We start from the raw sequence: 15,946 nt of genomic DNA on the forward strand, positions 1-15,946 counted from the left end.
ACATCATTTTACGAAAGTATTGACACCAACTAGGCAGCTGATTAAAATTAGTTGGAATTCAAACTATTGAAATTAGATAGATATGGAGGTTAGTAGTGAGATGGGAAGTGAGGTGTATCCCGTTTGTCTTCCTTGGGAGGAAGAGAGTACGATGTATTTAATTAAATGGATTTTCACTACCGTCCGGCGCGAAATTGAAACAGCACTGCGCCCTTTGGGGCTCACCTCCCCACAATCGCAGACGCTCTATATACTGGCGATGTCGCCTGGAGTCACCAATACGGATTTGGAAAAGCTATTGCTTATTGATAAATCAAGCGTTACCAGCCTGGTTAACGGGATCGTTAAGAAAAACTGGGCAGTACGCAAAAGTCACCCGGAAGATGCACGAATGAAGCAAATCTATTTGACTGAGGAAGGTTTGGAGATTCACAAGACAGCTGAACGTACCATTGAGGCAATTAAAAGCTCGGTAGGTGAAACGTTATCTGTCGGAGAATCGGAGACGCTGCGCGGCCTGCTTAAAAAAATTCTCCACGATTACCGTTATGCGAACACCCGCGTTTGAGCGGATATATAGAGAGTTTGCCCGGATAGGGATATTCAAAAGCAGTGAAATACGATCTTAGATAAGAGGTTTACAGGAGAGGGAGAAAACCAAATGGTAAATGAACAAACTTATCCCAATGCGGATAAGCTTATGCGTGTGTTGGCTTTCACACTTGTTTTTTCAGTGATGAACGCTTTTATGTTTAATGTCGTTATGCCTGTGATTCGGGAGGAGTTTCATATTAGTGCTTCCGATGTAAGTTGGTTGCTGACTGGCTATATGATTGTGTATGCGGTTGGTTCAGTGACCTACGGCAAATTGGCAGATAAATATCGTCTTAAGGATTTGCTGACGTTTGGGATTATCTTTTTTGCACTGGGTTCGCTTATTGGACTGTTGGCCAATCAATTTTGGATGCTCATTGTAGCTCGTTTGCTTCAGGCTGCAGGGGCTGCTGTTATTCCGGCAACTGCTATGATCGTCCCAGTCCGTTATTTCTCGGCTGAAAAAAGAGGACGTGCTTTGGGTGTCACAGCAATCGGCTTGGCGTTAGGTACTGCACTGGCTCCGATTATTTCCGGTTTGATCACAGGCTTTGCAAGCTGGCGTTTTTTGTTCGTCATTTCCATGCTGCCACTGATCGCATTGCCGTTCTTTCGTAAATATTTGGACGATCAGCGTGGAGAGGATCAGAAGTTCGATTTTCTTGGTGGATTATTGCTGGGTGGAACAGTAGCCTTCTTGTTACTTTCGATTTCGCAAACCAATATGATGTTTTTTCTGCTCGGTATGGTGTTATTTGCACTGTTTATATGGCGCATTAACACTGCGCATGATCCATTCATCCAGCCGAAGCTGTTCCGTAACAAGCAATATTCATACGGGCTCCTTATCGCTTTTTTAGGGACGGGGATTAGCTTTGGATTGCCGTACTTGGCACCGCAGTTTCTGAACAGTCTCAATCAGCTTACGCCGGCAATAATTGGACTGGTTATGTTTCCGGCTGCTATTGCTTCGGCTCTATTGGGTAAAAGAGGGGGGCGTTTGGCGGATAGTAAAGGAAATTCGTTTCTCGTCTATACAGCTGTATCGCTTTTGTTCATCTGTTTTATCAGCTTGTCTACGTTTGTGGGTGCATCTCCGTATCTGATTTTATTTTTGCTTATTTTCGGAAACGTAGGTCAGACCTTCATGCAAATTGCCATGTCCAACACGATTTCTCGTACCTTGTCGAAAGACCAGATTGGTGTTGGAATGGGGCTGCTATCTCTGCTGAATTTCATTGCCGGAGCGATCACGACAAGTATTTTGGGCAAAACGCTGGATAGTTCGTCGTCCTTTCATTTGAATCCTGTCGTATCTAATGTGCAGGTGTTCAATTTTAGCAATATTTTTACGGTGCTTGCACTGATTGCGCTTGTGACGATGGGACTTTATGCGTTGCAATTCCGAAGGGGTTCACGCCGTAATACGCCTGCTGTTGAACAAGGATAAACATTTGATGCAAACTCATGCCAAAACAAGGGTATAATATAGAAGGAAAAGTTCATCTATGGAAGGACGGAGTGTCCAGCATGACAAGAAACCTTCAATATGTGCCCTATGGTTATGAGCCTCCGATCGAGACGCATAAAGGGACCATGGTCTACTATGATACGTTTGAGCAGATTACAGCCAGAGAGCTAGAGCTTTTTGCCGAAACGGGGGCTGCATTATCTTTTACAAAGCTGGTGCTGTATCCGCTACATGAAGAAACCGTCAGAAGAATGTGGAAGCAGCCGGTACGTTCGTATTACAAGCGGGTGGACGAGCTGGGAGAGTGGCAGCGGGAGCAGGCTTTGAGTGCTGTTGTGATTGAGAGTTGGGAAGGTAAGCGTAAAAAGTATACGCCGATTGAAGCAGCCATCCGTTTTTTGGCGGAAAAGTATACGACCCCACTTTTTTTGTACATGAGTCCTGAAACTGCAAATTTGTGCGCTTCCTATGCATCGTTTGGAGAATGGATTAGAAATGTCAGATTGCTGCTTTCGAGCGAACCCCAGGAACTTCATCCGAAGCTTGCACAGTACCGTAATCGCTGGAACACGGTAGAAGAAGCGACAAACCGTGACTCTAAGGTTGACAAAGCGGAGCATGAATTATAGAATAGAACTAATCGTAAAAATTACTATTGTAATTGTATACCATGTATTCCAATTAAGGAGGAAGAGAAATGCGCGTAATTGTTACCTTGGCATGCACCGAATCCGGTGATCGCAACTATACAACAACCAAGAACAAAAGAAATCATCCGGAGCGTCTTGAAATGAAAAAATACTCTCCGCGTCTGAAAAAGTACACGATCCATCGTGAAACTAGATAATTTGAGGCTTGCTATATAGCAACCTGAATGATCCTGCATCCTGAACGGAGCCTGTAATTCTAATGAATATAGGGCTTCATGAAAGGAGCTGCGGCATGATCTCTCCAGTTAACGATGAAGAAATCGTGTTAAGTTTGCAAAAGCCTGCGTTATGGAACCGGCGAAAACTTGAATTAGTCCAGTGGACAGAGCGTCCAAAGTTAAAGCTTGCACCTAAGAAAACGGCTTTTTTTCAAGGCTGTATGATAGATGCCGAGCTACATGGCACGCTTTGCCTTTTGAATCGAAAGCACGTGGCTACCGAGTTCTCCTGTGCTGGTGTCAGCATTTGGGACGAGCCGGAGGACCATTCACTATATGCTTATATAACGATGAAGGCTGACGAAAGATCCGGAGCGTTCGTGCAATGGGCGATGCGATATATGCGGCATCGTTTGCTTGTCGTTTACGAGCTTGAGCGCAACCGTTATGATCTGTCGTCTTTTTTTCTGGGACATAACCGTTCCTTTTGCCAACTGATGGAGTATTGCGCCAGTACGTTTGAGTTTGAAACTAAAACTATATGAAAGATTAGGTGAAACTAATGAAAAAAGATATTCATCCAACATTGAACAAAGTTATCTTTTTGGACCCTAGCTGTGGATTTACTTTCCTGAGTGCTTCCACTAAATATTCGCAAGAAACGATGGAATGGGAAGATGGCAACACATACCCAGTTATCCGTGTAGATACTAGCTCCGCTTCCCACCCGTTCTTCACTGGTAAACAAAGAAACGTGGATATCGGTGGCCGTGTGGATCGCTTTAACAAAAAATATAACCTTAAGTAAGAACAGTCGAGCGTTATGTTTATGGATTATGCTAATAATCCGTGAACATCGCTTTTTAAAAAACCTCCTGCAGATGCAGGAGGTTTTTTTGTCTTAATCTAGACCTGTCATTTATAGCGAAAGGAAGCACTGTTCCCATTGGTCGGTAATGGATGCTTTGTCGAGCTGCTCCCCAATTAGCGTGACATATCCCTGACTCACGGGAAGTGCAGTAGGCTGCCACTCCAAGTGATTTCCTGAAAATTGCAAAAGCATTGTACCTTCCTGAGGAAGCACGCAATAACCTTTCGCTCGAAGCAGTGAGGAACCTAACCCGGTTAGAAAGTTTTCTAATCGTTGTTTTTCGAGTGGCTGAGGAGAATATTGATGCAGCGTTATGCTCTCCAGACGGGAGAACGAATGAAGCTGCTTAGGATCGTGGTTATGACTGTGTGTCGAAATAACTTTGAAAGCCGTACTTCTGGAGACACTACTGGTGCTTCCGATACTTTTGACGGGAATGGGGACGAACGGTGCATCTGCATCAGTGAGCTGGACCTGTGCAGGTGCTGGTTGAGGTGTCTGTGCAGGTTTCGCGGCAACGGATGCGGAGGCCAGAACAGGCTCTAGTAGTGGTTCAAGGTCAACCCGGCTATATTCAGTAGTTTGCAGCTTGGCCGTATCGTTGAGCTTGCGGATGCTCTTGACGACCTTCGTCACTTCACGGCTGCTTGCTGCATCCGTCTTGTTCACCACAATGAAGTCTGCGGTGCGCAGCTGTCCGTGCAGGGTGCGAACCAGTTCTTTATCAGCCGTAAAGCGGCTGTTGTATTCATGGAACAGCTCAGCATCCACAACACTGATGCTGTGAACCAGATAAAGCCGATCTGCCAGTAGAGGGGAGCGAAGCTCCTCCAGTACTTGTTCGGGGTTGGCTACCCCGGTGGTTTCCATGAAGATCAGATCTGGCTCGTGGCTGAGCAGGGTATGCAGAGCCCCTGCCAGCTCATTTCTTTTGCTGCAACAAATGCAGCCTTCTAGCAATCCTTCTACTGTTACGTCAGGCATTTCCTCTGAAATTATAGCGCTGTCTACATCATATTCGCCCATTTCGTTCATTAAAACAGCAGCACGAAGGGGGATTTGACGAGTATGGGCTAATAGGCGCAAAAGCAGTGTTGTTTTGCCGCTTCCAAGAAAACCACTGATTAAAATAACAGGAACTTTATTCATCATTTTTCCTCCTTGGTGGGTTTAGTGTGCTGTGTTCAAGCGATCAAAGGTAGCTACCGAGTCTGCTTGGGTATAGACATAAGGGGATTCTGGCTGCTCGACAGCGGTTATTTTTTCGGATCGAATTTCAAGTACGGGAGCGTTGCCCTTTTGTGTGGCATGCAGTGTTCCTTCAATGGTCACCCAGGTATCCTTGTCAAAGGACGGGGCCTTCTGGGATTGGACGATGATCCCGAATGGCATGGCATCGGCAGTACAGCACATGACGAGGAATCTTCCTACTGCAAATAGGCCTTTACCCGGCAGGTTGTCGTCTTTATAGACAAAGCCAGTCACCTGTACTTTTTTTCCTTCAAAAGCTTGTTTATATAACTCAATGGCTCCAATAGTTTCGGAAAAAATCTCAGGCTTGATCTGTATGATAGGTTGCTGATACAGGCGTTTCGCCAGCTCGGCGAATTCTACATTGTACTTGTCAGGCGGAACGAACAGCTTATCCAGCGTTTCCTGACTCCATTTTCCCTCTGGAGGGGACGAAGTTGGGACGGAAGATGCAGTTGATAAAAGGGAGGCGGTGGATGCTTTCGTGGTCTGTGTATCTGTTTTTCGTCGGATATCCGGGTTGGGATACGTGAAGGACATGCCTTTTTTGGCGGCCATATCACTACCAAGTGCCTGATTGGGCAGCAGAGAACCGAACAGGAGCGGGATGAGCAGCATTCCATATACGAGTGTTTTTTTGAACCAGCTTTGCGGCAACGGATGCTCACAATCACATACATCCTCACCGTCCCGCTCCCCGATGATTCCGTGCCATGCCATCGCCAATGCGATGAACAAGAGTGGTACAGGACAGAGTAGGAGCAGCTTTTGCATATGGGGAGCCAAGTAGTAATGAAGTGCATTCGTGCGGCTTAATGAGACGATGTACACAGCCAATCCGATCAGGAGCAAGGAGCGCATGCCGTATTGCCAGCGAATGCTAAAGGTTGAATTCACGTTTGTATTCACCTCCCTAATAACCATTCAGCAGCTATAGAACCCACTAGGACGAGTGAAACAATGAGCAAGCCCAGGATGGCGACAAATTTGGTGCGGAAGGTGCTTAGCAGCATGAGCGTGCCTTTGAAGTCTAGCATCGGACCGAGTACAAGAAAGGCTGCCAGCGGACCCAGTGTAAAGGTATGTGAAAAAGCAGTGGCTACAAAGGCATCGGAGGTGGAACACAGCGACAGTATGTAGGCAAAACCCATCATAAAGGCGTACGATCCAACCGTTCCGTTGCTTAACGAAAGCAGTTCATCGCGTGGGATGAAGGTTTGAATGCAGGCTGTTAATAGTGCGCCGATAATGAGATATTTACTCATGTCCAAAAACTCGTCACCAGCATGTACAAAAAAGCCCCGCCATGTGCGACTATGCCGATGAGTCTGATTGTTCTGCTTTTGCTGGTTAAAAGAGAGCAACGACCGTTTGAGCGGATGCACTCGTACAAAGGCATACACGATCAGCCCGATGATCGCGGAGACGGCAAAAGCCAAACCCATTCGAACGGCAGTGACCTCGGGATGGGAAGGGAAAGCCATCATCGTCGCAGCCAGTACCACGGGATTGATAATGGGCCCGCTTAAAATAAAAGTGATACCCATATAGGCAGGCATTCCCTTGAGCATTAATTGGCGAACGACAGGGATCATGCCGCATTCACAGATGGGAAATAGCATACCTAGTAAGGAGGCCAGCAGGACACCCGGTACAGGATGCGCAGGCGCTATTTTGCGAATCCATGTCTCCGGTACAAGCCACTGCAAAAGGGATGAGACGAGCACACCGATAAGGAGAAACGGAACAGCTTCCAGAAAAATGCCCATAAATACCGTTTTTAACGGTTGCAGCTGCCCCATATCTAACAAACGAAGCCACTGGGGAGATAGCGTGACAAGCACAGGGATGAGAAAGGCAAACGGAATCATAAAAGGCAGCATCTTCAACAGCGTACTGTTTTTCATTCCACGTCTCCTTGGGAATAAGGGTTCTTATCTACAGCCTATGTCTGTAGAGGGACAATCATGCCCGCTGGATTGTGCTTGTCTCACCTCCTATATTGACAATTCAAAGAGTGGTCATATATATTTATGTTTGTTATTAGTAATTATTACGATTAAATTTCGATAAATGATTGCAAGAAGGAAACTTTTACGGTACGATCCATATTAAATGTTGCAAAGACAAGGAGGGGTTATATGATACCGATTGTTGTTTTATCCGGTTTTTTGGGTAGCGGTAAAACCACTCTTCTTCAGCATGCGCTGGCTTACTACAAGGAGAAGGGCCTCAAGCCAGCCATTTTGATGAATGAGTTGGGTGATGTTAATCTGGACGGCAGTTTGGTGAATGGCCAAGCACCCATGAAGGAAATGCTCAGCGGTTGTATATGCTGTACCATTCGCGGGGATTTGGGCGTCGAGCTCATGAATCTTGCTGATGAATATAAGCCGGACGTGATTATTGTAGAATGTACCGGAGTGGCTAACCCGATGGAGATTGTAGATGCAGTGACAGACGCCTCCATCTATTCCTCTATGATTTTACAATCCGTTATCACGGTCATAGACGCGCATCAATTTCTGGACTTTGCCTCGGGGAACGAGAGAAGCAAGTCGCTTCGTTTGATGCAGGATCAGCTTCGGTGCGCTTCCAAACTGATTATTAACAAGACCGATTTATTGGCTGCGGGCGAGTTGCAGAAAGTACAGGCCCTCGTAAAAGAGTTAAATCCATATGCTCTGACTGTGAGCACGCAACGAAGTGACGTGGACGCGGGTATTTTTTTCTCCACTCAAGGAGAGGAGCGTATGGACGTTTCGCGGCATAAGGAATCCGCAGTTGATATTAAGAGTAAACATTCTCATTCGGAAAATCATCTGCACACGTATGATCATGATCACCGTGATCACGCCCATGGCCACGAACATGGGGAGCATTATCATTCCTACGACCATGTAGTTGTTCACACGCATTTCTTTGGACAACCTGTGCCACGCTCCGAGTTTGAACAGTTGTTCCGCAGTTTGCCAGCTGAAATTTACCGGGCCAAAGGAATTGTGCGGTTTCTGGAATCAGAGGGCCAGATGATGTTTCAATTTGCCTATCGGGAGCTGGAAATCATTCCGATCCGCCCGCAAAAGCCAGTGAACGATGTAGCGGTTGTCATGGGTGAGAATTTCTCTGCTTCCGAGATCGAGGGACAATTGAGAAAGCTGGAAGCGGCCGAAAAGCCATTGAGTAGTTCATGACTTCGAGAACGAGCAACCTTAATCCATCACAACATAATTCTCGCGCACACCTAGCGGGCAAGCCTACTTGGGGATTTACAACAATTCTGCTGCTGACTGCTGGACTGTTGCTTTCGGTCACACTCGCGGTTATGCTGGGTCCTGTAGCTGTCACACCGGGGACGATATGGCGAATTGCACTGTCCCATCTTCCCTGGCTGGACCAGTGGATACCCGTGACATGGACCAAGCCTGAGCAATATATCGTTTGGGAAATCCGCTTTCCACGCGTGCTGCTAGGTGTTGTCGTAGGAGCAGGACTTGCTGTTACAGGAGCGACTATACAGGCATTAATCCGTAATTCGTTAGCAGATCCCTATATTTTAGGAGTCTCGTCTGGGGCTTCGGTAACAGCCACGTTGGTGATTGTGTTCGGAGCTTTCGGATTTTTAGGACGACTTGCGCTGCCTTTATCTGCTTTTATAGGTTCGTTAACTGCAATGCTTATGGTGTTCGCGTTAGCCCGTGTGGCTGGGAGCATATCGACGACCCGCTTATTGCTGGCAGGGGTGGCGGTGTCTATGATGCTGTCGGCAGTGACTAGCTTTATCGTTACGATGGCCCCGAATGAAAAAGGCATTCGTGACGCGATGTATTGGATGATGGGAAGTCTGGCAGGTGCTCAATGGGATACACTTTTTATTCCAAGCCTCATTGTAGCCGTTGGAACGGCTGTGCTCCTGACCCGATACCGTTCGCTGAATGCTTTGCTAACGGGTGAAGAGACCGCAGTAACGCTCGGTGTGAACGTACAGGCGTTCCGCGTATTACTGGTTGTTGTGGCGTCTCTTTTAACCGGGGCAGTCGTATCAGTTAGTGGCTCGATTGGCTTTGTCGGGCTTATGATTCCGCACATCGTTAGGCTGATAGTGGGATCAGATCATCGGCGTGTACTGCCTGTCAGTCTGTTGGCGGGAGCTATTTTTGTCGTGTGGGCTGATGTATGTGCCCGGCTCGTGCTGGCTCCACAGGAGCTGCCGATTGGTATTGTGACGGCTGTGTGCGGAGGACCCTTTTTTGTGTGGCTGCTGCGTCGTAGTTCCTACTCGTTTGGAGGCGAAAAATGAATATAGAAGTCGAATGCGTGACCTTCAGTATTCACGACAAACGGCTGATCGACGGCATCTGTCTCCAGGTAAAAGCAGGGGAGCTGGTCGGATTGATCGGTCCGAATGGCAGCGGGAAATCGACGTTGCTCAAAAATATGTATCGTGTGCTAAAGCCTGACAGTGGTTTGGTTACGTTGGATGGCCAGGATATGCTGCGGATGAAGTATAAAGAGACGGCCCGACAAATGGCAGTGGTGAGTCAGGATGCGCCGCAAACGTTTGATTTTTCAGTACGGGACATCGTGCTGATGGGGCGCCATCCGCATAAGAAACTGCTGGAAGCAGATACTGTCGTCGATCATGAACTGGTCGAGCAGGCGCTGGAGCGGGTAGGCATGGATGCTCAGGCAGATCAGGGCTTTGCCACCTTGTCCGGCGGCGAAAAGCAACGGGTATTGATCGCCAGAGCTTTGGCCGGGCAGGCGAGATTTCTTGTTTTGGATGAGCCGACGAATCATCTGGATATCAGGTATCAGTTGCAAATTTTGGATTTGGTCAAAACACTTCGGATAACTACGCTAGCTGCACTACATGATTTGAATTTGGCGGCATTTTATTGTGATCGAATGTATGTATTAAAAGAAGGCAAAGTGGTAGCCTCTGGCATAACGGAGGATGTGCTTCAGCCAGACCTGCTGTGGAGTGTATTCGGTGTGGAGACAGAAATCTGCATTCATCCAAAAACCGGGAAGCCGAATATTACCTTTTTACCGGATTCTCTCAGGAGAGGAGGCTATCCATAACGTCAACAGAAAAGGTGATACGATGAGGTAAGATATACTACAAATAAAAGAGGAGACGGTACATATGAAAAAATATAGCAAGCCCGCGTTACCGCTGGTTATGCTCGCTTTGGCGATGATGCTGTTGTTATCAGCCTGCGCAGCAGGAAACACAGCTCAAACAAGCGATCCATTGGCAAACGGGCAGCAACCTGCCGCATTGCAATCGGCAACCAATAAGACGTTGGTAGAGCTTGAGAACATGGGCGTTAAAATGGTATTTCCCGAGGCGCCCAAACGCGCGGTTACATTGAACCAGCATGCAACTGAGGTTATGCTGGCCCTTGGACTGGAATCCTCTATGGTAGGAACTGCGTATTTGGATGATCAGATTTTGCCAAAATATAAGGCTCAATATGACAAAATCCCGGTACTGGCCGGACAATATCCGTCCAAAGAGGTGTTTATGGCCGCTGCACCGGATTTTGCCTATGCGGGCTGGAAGAGTGCCTTTAATGATAAAAATCTGGGTTCCCGTGAGGAGCTAGCCAAACAAGGGGTGCTGACCTATATACAGGAGTCCTCAAATAAACCGGGTCCCACGTTAGAAGATGTGTATCAGGATATACTAAATATTGGGCGTATTTTCAGGGTTGAGGAGCGTGCAGAAAAGCTGGTAAATGACATTCGTGAACAAGTGCAGTCCATTCAGACTCAAATTGGTGTTGTTGAACAGGCACCCAAGGTGTTTGTCTATGACAGCGGAGAAGACAAGCCCTTTACGGCTGCCAACAATTACCTAACGTCTTTGATTGAAAGTGTGAAGGCGAAAAATATTTTTGATGATATTGACAAAAGTTTTACCGAGGTAAGCTGGGAAGAGGTTGTGAACCGTAACCCTGATGTGATCGTCATCCTCGACTATGGTGATACTTCACTGGCGGATAAAGAGAAGCTGCTCCTAAGCAAGCCTGCGCTGGCTGGTGTGGAAGCGATCAAAAACAAACGGTTTATAGTACTGCCATTATCCGCAGCGGCTGAAGGCGTGCGCGCTCCGATCGCGTTGAAAACCTTGGCGGCAGGCTTATACCCGGACAAGGTGAAGTAAACAAACAAAAGAGTTTCCAAAACATTGACGAACCTTGCCTAAACTGTTAAACTTGCTAATGCGTAAAGGTTACGTTTATCAAACGCTTATTTTTTTATTACCAAATCGTAATAATTACGGTAGATGGTTTAATGATCATAAACGACCTGGAGAATCTGCGCAAATGATGATCGCTCAGATGGCTCCAGGCTTTTTAAAGGAAAAGGAGATTTGCGTCATGTTATTGGCCTCATTGGAACAGGTCACATTTGGCTACGGAGACGTTCCTAACTTGGTGGATGCCAATGTTGAAATTTTTTCGGGAGAATTTGTAGCTATTACCGGACCGAATGGTGCTTCCAAATCAACCATGCTCAAACTGTTGCTCGGCTTGCTTCAGCCTTGGAAGGGCAAGGTGTTCATGTCTAACCGTACAGGTGAAGGCAAAAAGCTCGTTGTTGGATTTGTATCCCAACAAATTGCTGCTTTCAATGGCGGATTTCCAAGTACGATTTTGGAATTTGTCCGTTCAGGAAGATATACTCATGGCTCTTGGTTACGCCGTATGCGGTCTGAGGATCATGATCTGACTGAGCAGGCGCTGCGTCAAGTAGGCATGTGGGATTTGCGTCACCGTAAAATCGGAGAATTGTCGGGTGGACAGAAGCAGCGTATTTGTGTGGCAAGAGCACTCGCTCAGGAATCGGATTTGCTCATTTTGGATGAGCCTACGACCGGAATGGATCAGGAAAGCCGCCATCATTTCTACGATCTGATGAATCAGCAGGTTAAGGAATATGGAAGAACTGTGGTCATGGTGACCCATGGACTATCGGAAGTGCAACATTATCTGGATCGAATTATTGAGCTTGAGAGGAAGGAAGATGGCGGATGGAAATGCTGCACTACGACTTCATGCAGCGGGCATTTTGTGCCGGTGGGGTAATTGCACTGCTGGCCTCGGTGCTTGGAGTTTATCTGATGCTACGGCGTCAGGCTCTCATGGCGGACATGCTATCGCATGTATCGCTGGCAGGGGTGGCAGCGGGTGCCTATTTAGGCATTAACCCAACGATAACTGGATTTATTGTTGCCGTAATCGGCGCGATTATCGTTGAATACGTCCGCAGGTCTTATAAAACATATAGTGAGATATCTGTGGCTATTATTATGGTAGGTGGCCTCTCGACGGCCGTTATTTTAATGAATCTGAATCAGAGCATCAACAAAGGGTTTTCCGCTTATTTGTTCGGTTCGGTAGTAGCGGTCAATCAGACAGAGCTGATGTTGATGATTGTAGTGGCTGTGATCGGAGGTATTTTCTTTTTTGTATTCCGGCGTCCATTGTATCAGATTACCTTTGATGAAGAAACGGCGAAGACTAATGGTCTTCCTGTCAAGTCCATCTCATTTGCATTTAGTATTTTAACAGGGATGATTGTAGCTGCTGCAATGCCGATTGTCGGTGTACTGCTTGTCTCCTCACTCATCGTGCTCCCTGCGGCGCTGGCGATTCGAATCGCACCGAGCTTCGCGGCAGCCATCTGGATATCTATGATCACTGCATTGATCGGCGTATTTATGGGTTTAACGGCGTCGTATGAACTTAGTACACCCCCAGGGGGGACAATTGCCATGGTGCTGTTATTATTCCTGATCGTAGGAGCTGGTATTCAAAAGCTGGTCCGTAAGCTGGGCAAGCAGCAGGCTTCCCGACGGAAGAATGCGACAGGCCAGTGAGTGTAATTACAGTGAGAGTGACTAAAAACTAACACATAAAGGAGTAATGAATATGAATACATGGTTCAAAAAATCATTTGTATTGTCTGCGGGACTAGCACTTATTTTGTCTGGCTGCGGAGCCAAATCTGATAATACAGCTACAAATGCTTCCCAAACCGAGCCGAATGCGGCACAAACAGCAGACAAGCTGAATGTGGTCACCACTTTTTATCCAATGTATGAATTTACCAAGCAAGTTGCTGGAGACCATGCTAACGTAACCGCGTTGATTCCTGCCGGTGCTGAGCCGCATGACTGGGAACCAAGCGCCAAAGATATGGCACAGGTTAAGGATGCTGACGTATTTGTTTATAACGGTATCGTCGAAGGTTGGGCAGAACAGGCTTTGAGCAGCGCGTCCAACGATAAGCGTGTTGTAGTTGAAGCGAGCAAAGGGTTAAACCTGATGGAAGGCACTGCTGAGGAGGAAGAAGGAGAAGAAGCACACGCAGAGGAAGGCCATGATCACGATCATGTGCTGGACCCTCATGTATGGCTTAATCCAGTCTTGGCCCAAAAAGAAGTAGAGTCCATTGAAGCAGGGCTTGTGGCAGCCGATCCGGCAAACAAAGCTGATTATGAGAAAAACGCTGATGCTTATATCGCCAAGCTGAAGGATCTGGATAACGAGTTCAAAACAGGTCTGAAAGATGTAAAACGTAAAGACTTTATTACGCAGCATGCTGCTTTTGGTTATTTGGCTAAGCAATATGGTCTGACCCAAGTACCTATTGCCGGATTATCTCCAGAGCAAGAGCCTACACCGGACAAGCTGGCGGGTATTATCAAATTTGCTAAAGAAAATAATGTTAAAACGATTTTCTTCGAAACTCTTGTTGATCCGAAGGTTGCTGAGACCGTAGCTACTGAAATCGGTTCAAAAACCGATGTACTGAATCCGCTCGAAGGATTGACGGATGAAGACAAACAGAAGAACCTGGATTACCTTGGTGTAATGAAAAACAATCTGGAGGCTTTGAAAAAAGCTCTGAATGAATAGGGAATTCTTAAATGAATAAGTTTAAAAACTGACGTCGGAATGATACCGGCGTCAGTTTTTTTATAACTATCTAAGAAGATTGTACTTTTTGGGCTAGTGCTCTAGATTCAGTAGATATATAGTCCTTTGTAATTTGCTTTTCAGAAATGATTTACGTCATTGTGAAACGTTTTTTTGAAAACTAATTCTGTAGTAGCTAGTTTCAAATTTCTTTTATAATTCATTGGTAGCGTTTTTATTTTTACAGATTCTTTCTATTAATATTACTAGTTTATTCACCGATATTGAAGTTTGGGCGTGCATATCATTTGACAACGGATTGGAGAGGTTAATTTGGCAACAGTTATAGTAGTGGATGACTCTTTATTTATGCGTTCTGTGCTTAAGGATATTCTTTTGGATTTAGGTCACGCTGTTATTGCGGAAGCAGAAAATGGGTATGATGCTGTTTTGAAATACGCACACTTTCGTCCCGATTTAATCACCATGGATATTAATATGCCTAAGATGGACGGACTTGAGGCTGTTAAAAAGATTGTAGAGCTTGATCCCCAAGCCAATATTTTGATGTGTTCTGCTTTGGGGCAGCAGGAAGCGATTATAAAAGCATTTCAGGCAGGTGCAAAAGACTTTATTGTTAAACCATTTGAGATGGAAAGGGTCGTGAATGCAGTCACAAAAATGCTGGGGAGTTAAGGAATCAAGATTTTTAATACATAAATATTGAACATGTTAAAGCGAGAATTCCATGCTTATTTTCACGAATATGGAGATGAATAGGATGAGCAATCGAGTGTTGTCTCAAAAAGTATTTATAGACGAACTGATCGCTACGATCAAGAATGGAGGGCTTGTCCCTGTAAATTATGAACACCTCGTCAGCGAACAAAGGGAAAGAATGGATGCTCTTAACAATGAACTTACCCTTCGTATTGAGGGATTAGAGACCGACTTGATCTCTGCTTCGACACATTCCATTCCTTTTGCCAATGGCGAAATTATGTTTCTTGCTCGCTATATTGTACTCATTGGGGATCATACCGAGGGATACTTTGTGTTCTATCGAGCAGAAGACTGTGAAAGTCCAGAGGAATATCAGTTTTTAACAAGCTCTTATCAACTTCCACATTTATTACTTGAATTATCTCTTTCTTTAAAAGAACATGGTACTAATGAGCCGCTTGATATTCTGACTTATTGGAATGGCCCTGTCTATCCGCTGAAAGATTTGAATAAAGAAGATATTAAGCTATCCACCTATGAATTTTAATTCCCTTGAGAGAGTCAAATCCCTCAGGGGATTTTTTTACATTGATAATCAAACGCATGTTCGCATATAATACAAACAAACGTTCTGATAAGGAGTGAAGGATCATGTTGGAAAAATACGTGGGGCAGATCGTGGAAATCGTGTATTTGGATCGGAAGGGCAAACTGTCTCATCGGCGTATCGAGGTGCATCGTGTGCAGAATGGCTTGATACGAGCCACCTGTTTACAGACAGGCCAGCCACGTGTTTTTCGATTAGATCATGTATTGGCATGGCATCCGGTAACCAGAACAGCATAGGAGGGGCTTACGATGGGGAAAAAGCTTGAAGGAAATGGCATATGGGAAAGCTCGCGCATGATTTTGCCTGAGCATCGGGAGGCATATTTAAGACTGATGAAGGAGCAAGGAAGGCGCGGCAAGCCAGCACTGGACGATCAGGAAATGCAGCAGATTGAACAGGCCATTATCGTATCCTATAACGAACGTAAGCCTATTACGCTAAAAGTGTTCAATCCATTTGATGATGAGGAGCTGCGTGGACTGGTCACAGTAATTAACACAAGTCGGCGAGAAGTGAAGCTATCCCGTGGGGAAGAGGATTTTAGCTGGATTAAGTTGGAGGAAATTATCGAGGCGCATATATAAAAACAGTCTGACTAAGTCGGAGTGTTTTTTACATTTGTCCC

The 15,946-nt window shown here is 46.0% G+C and carries 20 protein-coding genes; 17 read left to right on the forward strand and 3 right to left on the reverse strand.

The window, feature by feature from the left end; genetic code table 11:
• The first annotated feature begins 100 nt into the window (after nt 1-100).
• The 6 genes from ACM1ND_RS11410 to ACM1ND_RS11435 all read left to right on the forward strand — a co-directional run bounded on the left by ACM1ND_RS11410 (nt 101) and on the right by ACM1ND_RS11435 (nt 3,741).
• Nucleotides 101-568 (forward strand): MarR family winged helix-turn-helix transcriptional regulator, encoded by a 468-nt coding sequence (locus ACM1ND_RS11410; protein WP_023988393.1) that lies wholly within the window; start codon nt 101-103, stop codon nt 566-568.
• A 93-nt stretch (nt 569-661) separates the two neighbouring features.
• Nucleotides 662-2,044, forward strand: coding sequence for an MFS transporter (locus ACM1ND_RS11415; RefSeq protein WP_076160263.1), 1,383 nt, complete (start codon nt 662-664; stop codon nt 2,042-2,044).
• A gap of 80 nt (nt 2,045-2,124) precedes the next feature.
• Nucleotides 2,125-2,694, forward strand: coding sequence for a hypothetical protein (locus ACM1ND_RS11420; protein ID WP_053325330.1), 570 nt, complete (start codon nt 2,125-2,127; stop codon nt 2,692-2,694).
• Nucleotides 2,695-2,762: 68 nt separating this feature from the next.
• Entirely contained in the window at nt 2,763-2,912 is a 150-nt protein-coding gene (rpmG, locus tag ACM1ND_RS11425; RefSeq protein WP_007430271.1) for a 50S ribosomal protein L33, read from the forward strand.
• 95 nt (nt 2,913-3,007) lie between these two features.
• A complete protein-coding gene (locus ACM1ND_RS11430) occupies nt 3,008-3,478 on the forward strand; it encodes a hypothetical protein (RefSeq protein ID WP_023988396.1) in 471 nt (156 codons plus the stop codon).
• 17 nt (nt 3,479-3,495) lie between these two features.
• Entirely contained in the window at nt 3,496-3,741 is a 246-nt protein-coding gene (locus tag ACM1ND_RS11435; protein ID WP_013310118.1) for a type B 50S ribosomal protein L31, read from the forward strand.
• Between the two features lie 111 nt (nt 3,742-3,852).
• On the opposite strand, the gene ACM1ND_RS11440 is transcribed toward ACM1ND_RS11435, so the two are convergent.
• From ACM1ND_RS11440 to ACM1ND_RS11450, 3 genes are read right to left on the reverse strand one after another with little or no spacing between them, the layout of a single operon-like run.
• Complete coding sequence (locus ACM1ND_RS11440; RefSeq protein WP_341058380.1) at nt 3,853-4,956, reverse strand: CobW family GTP-binding protein; 1,104 nt, start codon at nt 4,954-4,956, stop codon at nt 3,853-3,855.
• A gap of 18 nt (nt 4,957-4,974) precedes the next feature.
• Nucleotides 4,975-5,952, reverse strand: a complete 978-nt coding sequence (locus ACM1ND_RS11445; protein ID WP_071558808.1) for a TIGR03943 family putative permease subunit — start codon at nt 5,950-5,952, stop codon at nt 4,975-4,977.
• An 8-nt stretch (nt 5,953-5,960) separates the two neighbouring features.
• Nucleotides 5,961-6,962, reverse strand: a complete 1,002-nt coding sequence (locus tag ACM1ND_RS11450; RefSeq protein WP_160789890.1) for a permease — start codon at nt 6,960-6,962, stop codon at nt 5,961-5,963.
• Nucleotides 6,963-7,196: 234 nt separating this feature from the next.
• On the opposite strand from ACM1ND_RS11450, the gene ACM1ND_RS11455 reads away from it, so the two are divergent.
• From ACM1ND_RS11455 to ACM1ND_RS11505, 11 genes are all read left to right on the forward strand, one after another.
• The gene (locus ACM1ND_RS11455) at nt 7,197-8,249 is read left to right on the forward strand and encodes a CobW family GTP-binding protein (RefSeq protein ID WP_418027732.1); all 1,053 of its coding nucleotides are present in this window, start codon (nt 7,197-7,199) and stop codon (nt 8,247-8,249) included.
• Nucleotides 8,246-9,355 (forward strand): FecCD family ABC transporter permease, encoded by a 1,110-nt coding sequence (locus ACM1ND_RS11460; RefSeq protein ID WP_034095024.1) that lies wholly within the window; start codon nt 8,246-8,248, stop codon nt 9,353-9,355. Before ACM1ND_RS11455 ends, ACM1ND_RS11460 begins: the two co-directional genes overlap by 4 nt.
• On the forward strand, nt 9,352-10,140 hold the full coding sequence (locus tag ACM1ND_RS11465; protein WP_069079663.1) for an ABC transporter ATP-binding protein: 789 nt from the start codon (nt 9,352-9,354) through the stop codon (nt 10,138-10,140). Before ACM1ND_RS11460 ends, ACM1ND_RS11465 begins: the two co-directional genes overlap by 4 nt.
• A 64-nt stretch (nt 10,141-10,204) precedes the next feature.
• Nucleotides 10,205-11,227 carry an ABC transporter substrate-binding protein gene (locus ACM1ND_RS11470; RefSeq protein ID WP_418027734.1) on the forward strand — a complete coding sequence of 341 codons (1,023 nt, stop codon included), beginning with the start codon at nt 10,205-10,207 and terminating at the stop codon, nt 11,225-11,227.
• Between the two features lie 217 nt (nt 11,228-11,444).
• Nucleotides 11,445-12,152: a metal ABC transporter ATP-binding protein gene (locus tag ACM1ND_RS11475; protein ID WP_025724201.1), complete on the forward strand. Its 708-nt coding sequence runs from the start codon at nt 11,445-11,447 to the stop codon at nt 12,150-12,152.
• On the forward strand, nt 12,098-12,946 hold the full coding sequence (locus ACM1ND_RS11480) for a metal ABC transporter permease (protein ID WP_028542348.1): 849 nt from the start codon (nt 12,098-12,100) through the stop codon (nt 12,944-12,946). The genes ACM1ND_RS11475 and ACM1ND_RS11480 overlap by 55 nt, the downstream gene beginning before the upstream one ends.
• A 52-nt stretch (nt 12,947-12,998) precedes the next feature.
• Complete coding sequence (locus ACM1ND_RS11485; protein WP_069079665.1) at nt 12,999-13,988, forward strand: metal ABC transporter substrate-binding protein; 990 nt, start codon at nt 12,999-13,001, stop codon at nt 13,986-13,988.
• 333 nt (nt 13,989-14,321) lie between these two features.
• Nucleotides 14,322-14,684: a response regulator gene (locus tag ACM1ND_RS11490; protein ID WP_023988407.1), complete on the forward strand. Its 363-nt coding sequence runs from the start codon at nt 14,322-14,324 to the stop codon at nt 14,682-14,684.
• 85 nt (nt 14,685-14,769) lie between these two features.
• A complete protein-coding gene (locus ACM1ND_RS11495; RefSeq protein WP_023988408.1) occupies nt 14,770-15,258 on the forward strand; it encodes a hypothetical protein in 489 nt (162 codons plus the stop codon).
• 104 nt (nt 15,259-15,362) lie between these two features.
• A complete protein-coding gene (locus ACM1ND_RS11500) occupies nt 15,363-15,557 on the forward strand; it encodes a hypothetical protein (RefSeq protein ID WP_013310131.1) in 195 nt (64 codons plus the stop codon).
• A 12-nt stretch (nt 15,558-15,569) separates the two neighbouring features.
• On the forward strand, nt 15,570-15,905 hold the full coding sequence (locus tag ACM1ND_RS11505; RefSeq protein WP_028542345.1) for a YolD-like family protein: 336 nt from the start codon (nt 15,570-15,572) through the stop codon (nt 15,903-15,905).
• Nucleotides 15,906-15,946: the final 41 nt, after the last annotated feature.

This window comes from Paenibacillus sp. JJ1722 (genome assembly GCF_048282685.1).
Lineage (GTDB): Bacteria > Bacillota > Bacilli > Paenibacillales > Paenibacillaceae > Paenibacillus > Paenibacillus polymyxa_B.

Excerpts from the sequence above, each read along its gene's own strand:
- ACM1ND_RS11410 (WP_023988393.1), top strand. The coding sequence starts at position 101 with ATGGGAAGTGAGGTGTATCCCGTTTGTCTTCCTTGGGAGGAAGAGAGT.
- ACM1ND_RS11415 (WP_076160263.1), top strand. The coding sequence starts at position 662 with ATGGTAAATGAACAAACTTATCCCAATGCGGATAAGCTTATGCGTGTG.
- ACM1ND_RS11420 (WP_053325330.1), top strand. The coding sequence starts at position 2,125 with ATGACAAGAAACCTTCAATATGTGCCCTATGGTTATGAGCCTCCGATC.
- rpmG (WP_007430271.1), top strand. The coding sequence starts at position 2,763 with ATGCGCGTAATTGTTACCTTGGCATGCACCGAATCCGGTGATCGCAAC.
- ACM1ND_RS11430 (WP_023988396.1), top strand. The coding sequence starts at position 3,008 with ATGATCTCTCCAGTTAACGATGAAGAAATCGTGTTAAGTTTGCAAAAG.
- ACM1ND_RS11435 (WP_013310118.1), top strand. The coding sequence starts at position 3,496 with ATGAAAAAAGATATTCATCCAACATTGAACAAAGTTATCTTTTTGGAC.
- ACM1ND_RS11440 (WP_341058380.1), bottom strand. The coding sequence starts at position 4,956 with ATGATGAATAAAGTTCCTGTTATTTTAATCAGTGGTTTTCTTGGAAGC.
- ACM1ND_RS11450 (WP_160789890.1), bottom strand. The coding sequence starts at position 6,962 with ATGAAAAACAGTACGCTGTTGAAGATGCTGCCTTTTATGATTCCGTTT.
- ACM1ND_RS11455 (WP_418027732.1), top strand. The coding sequence starts at position 7,197 with ATGATACCGATTGTTGTTTTATCCGGTTTTTTGGGTAGCGGTAAAACC.
- ACM1ND_RS11460 (WP_034095024.1), top strand. The coding sequence starts at position 8,246 with ATGACTTCGAGAACGAGCAACCTTAATCCATCACAACATAATTCTCGC.
- ACM1ND_RS11465 (WP_069079663.1), top strand. The coding sequence starts at position 9,352 with ATGAATATAGAAGTCGAATGCGTGACCTTCAGTATTCACGACAAACGG.
- ACM1ND_RS11470 (WP_418027734.1), top strand. The coding sequence starts at position 10,205 with ATGAAAAAATATAGCAAGCCCGCGTTACCGCTGGTTATGCTCGCTTTG.
- ACM1ND_RS11475 (WP_025724201.1), top strand. The coding sequence starts at position 11,445 with ATGTTATTGGCCTCATTGGAACAGGTCACATTTGGCTACGGAGACGTT.
- ACM1ND_RS11480 (WP_028542348.1), top strand. The coding sequence starts at position 12,098 with ATGGAAATGCTGCACTACGACTTCATGCAGCGGGCATTTTGTGCCGGT.
- ACM1ND_RS11485 (WP_069079665.1), top strand. The coding sequence starts at position 12,999 with ATGAATACATGGTTCAAAAAATCATTTGTATTGTCTGCGGGACTAGCA.
- ACM1ND_RS11495 (WP_023988408.1), top strand. The coding sequence starts at position 14,770 with ATGAGCAATCGAGTGTTGTCTCAAAAAGTATTTATAGACGAACTGATC.
- ACM1ND_RS11500 (WP_013310131.1), top strand. The coding sequence starts at position 15,363 with ATGTTGGAAAAATACGTGGGGCAGATCGTGGAAATCGTGTATTTGGAT.
- ACM1ND_RS11505 (WP_028542345.1), top strand. The coding sequence starts at position 15,570 with ATGGGGAAAAAGCTTGAAGGAAATGGCATATGGGAAAGCTCGCGCATG.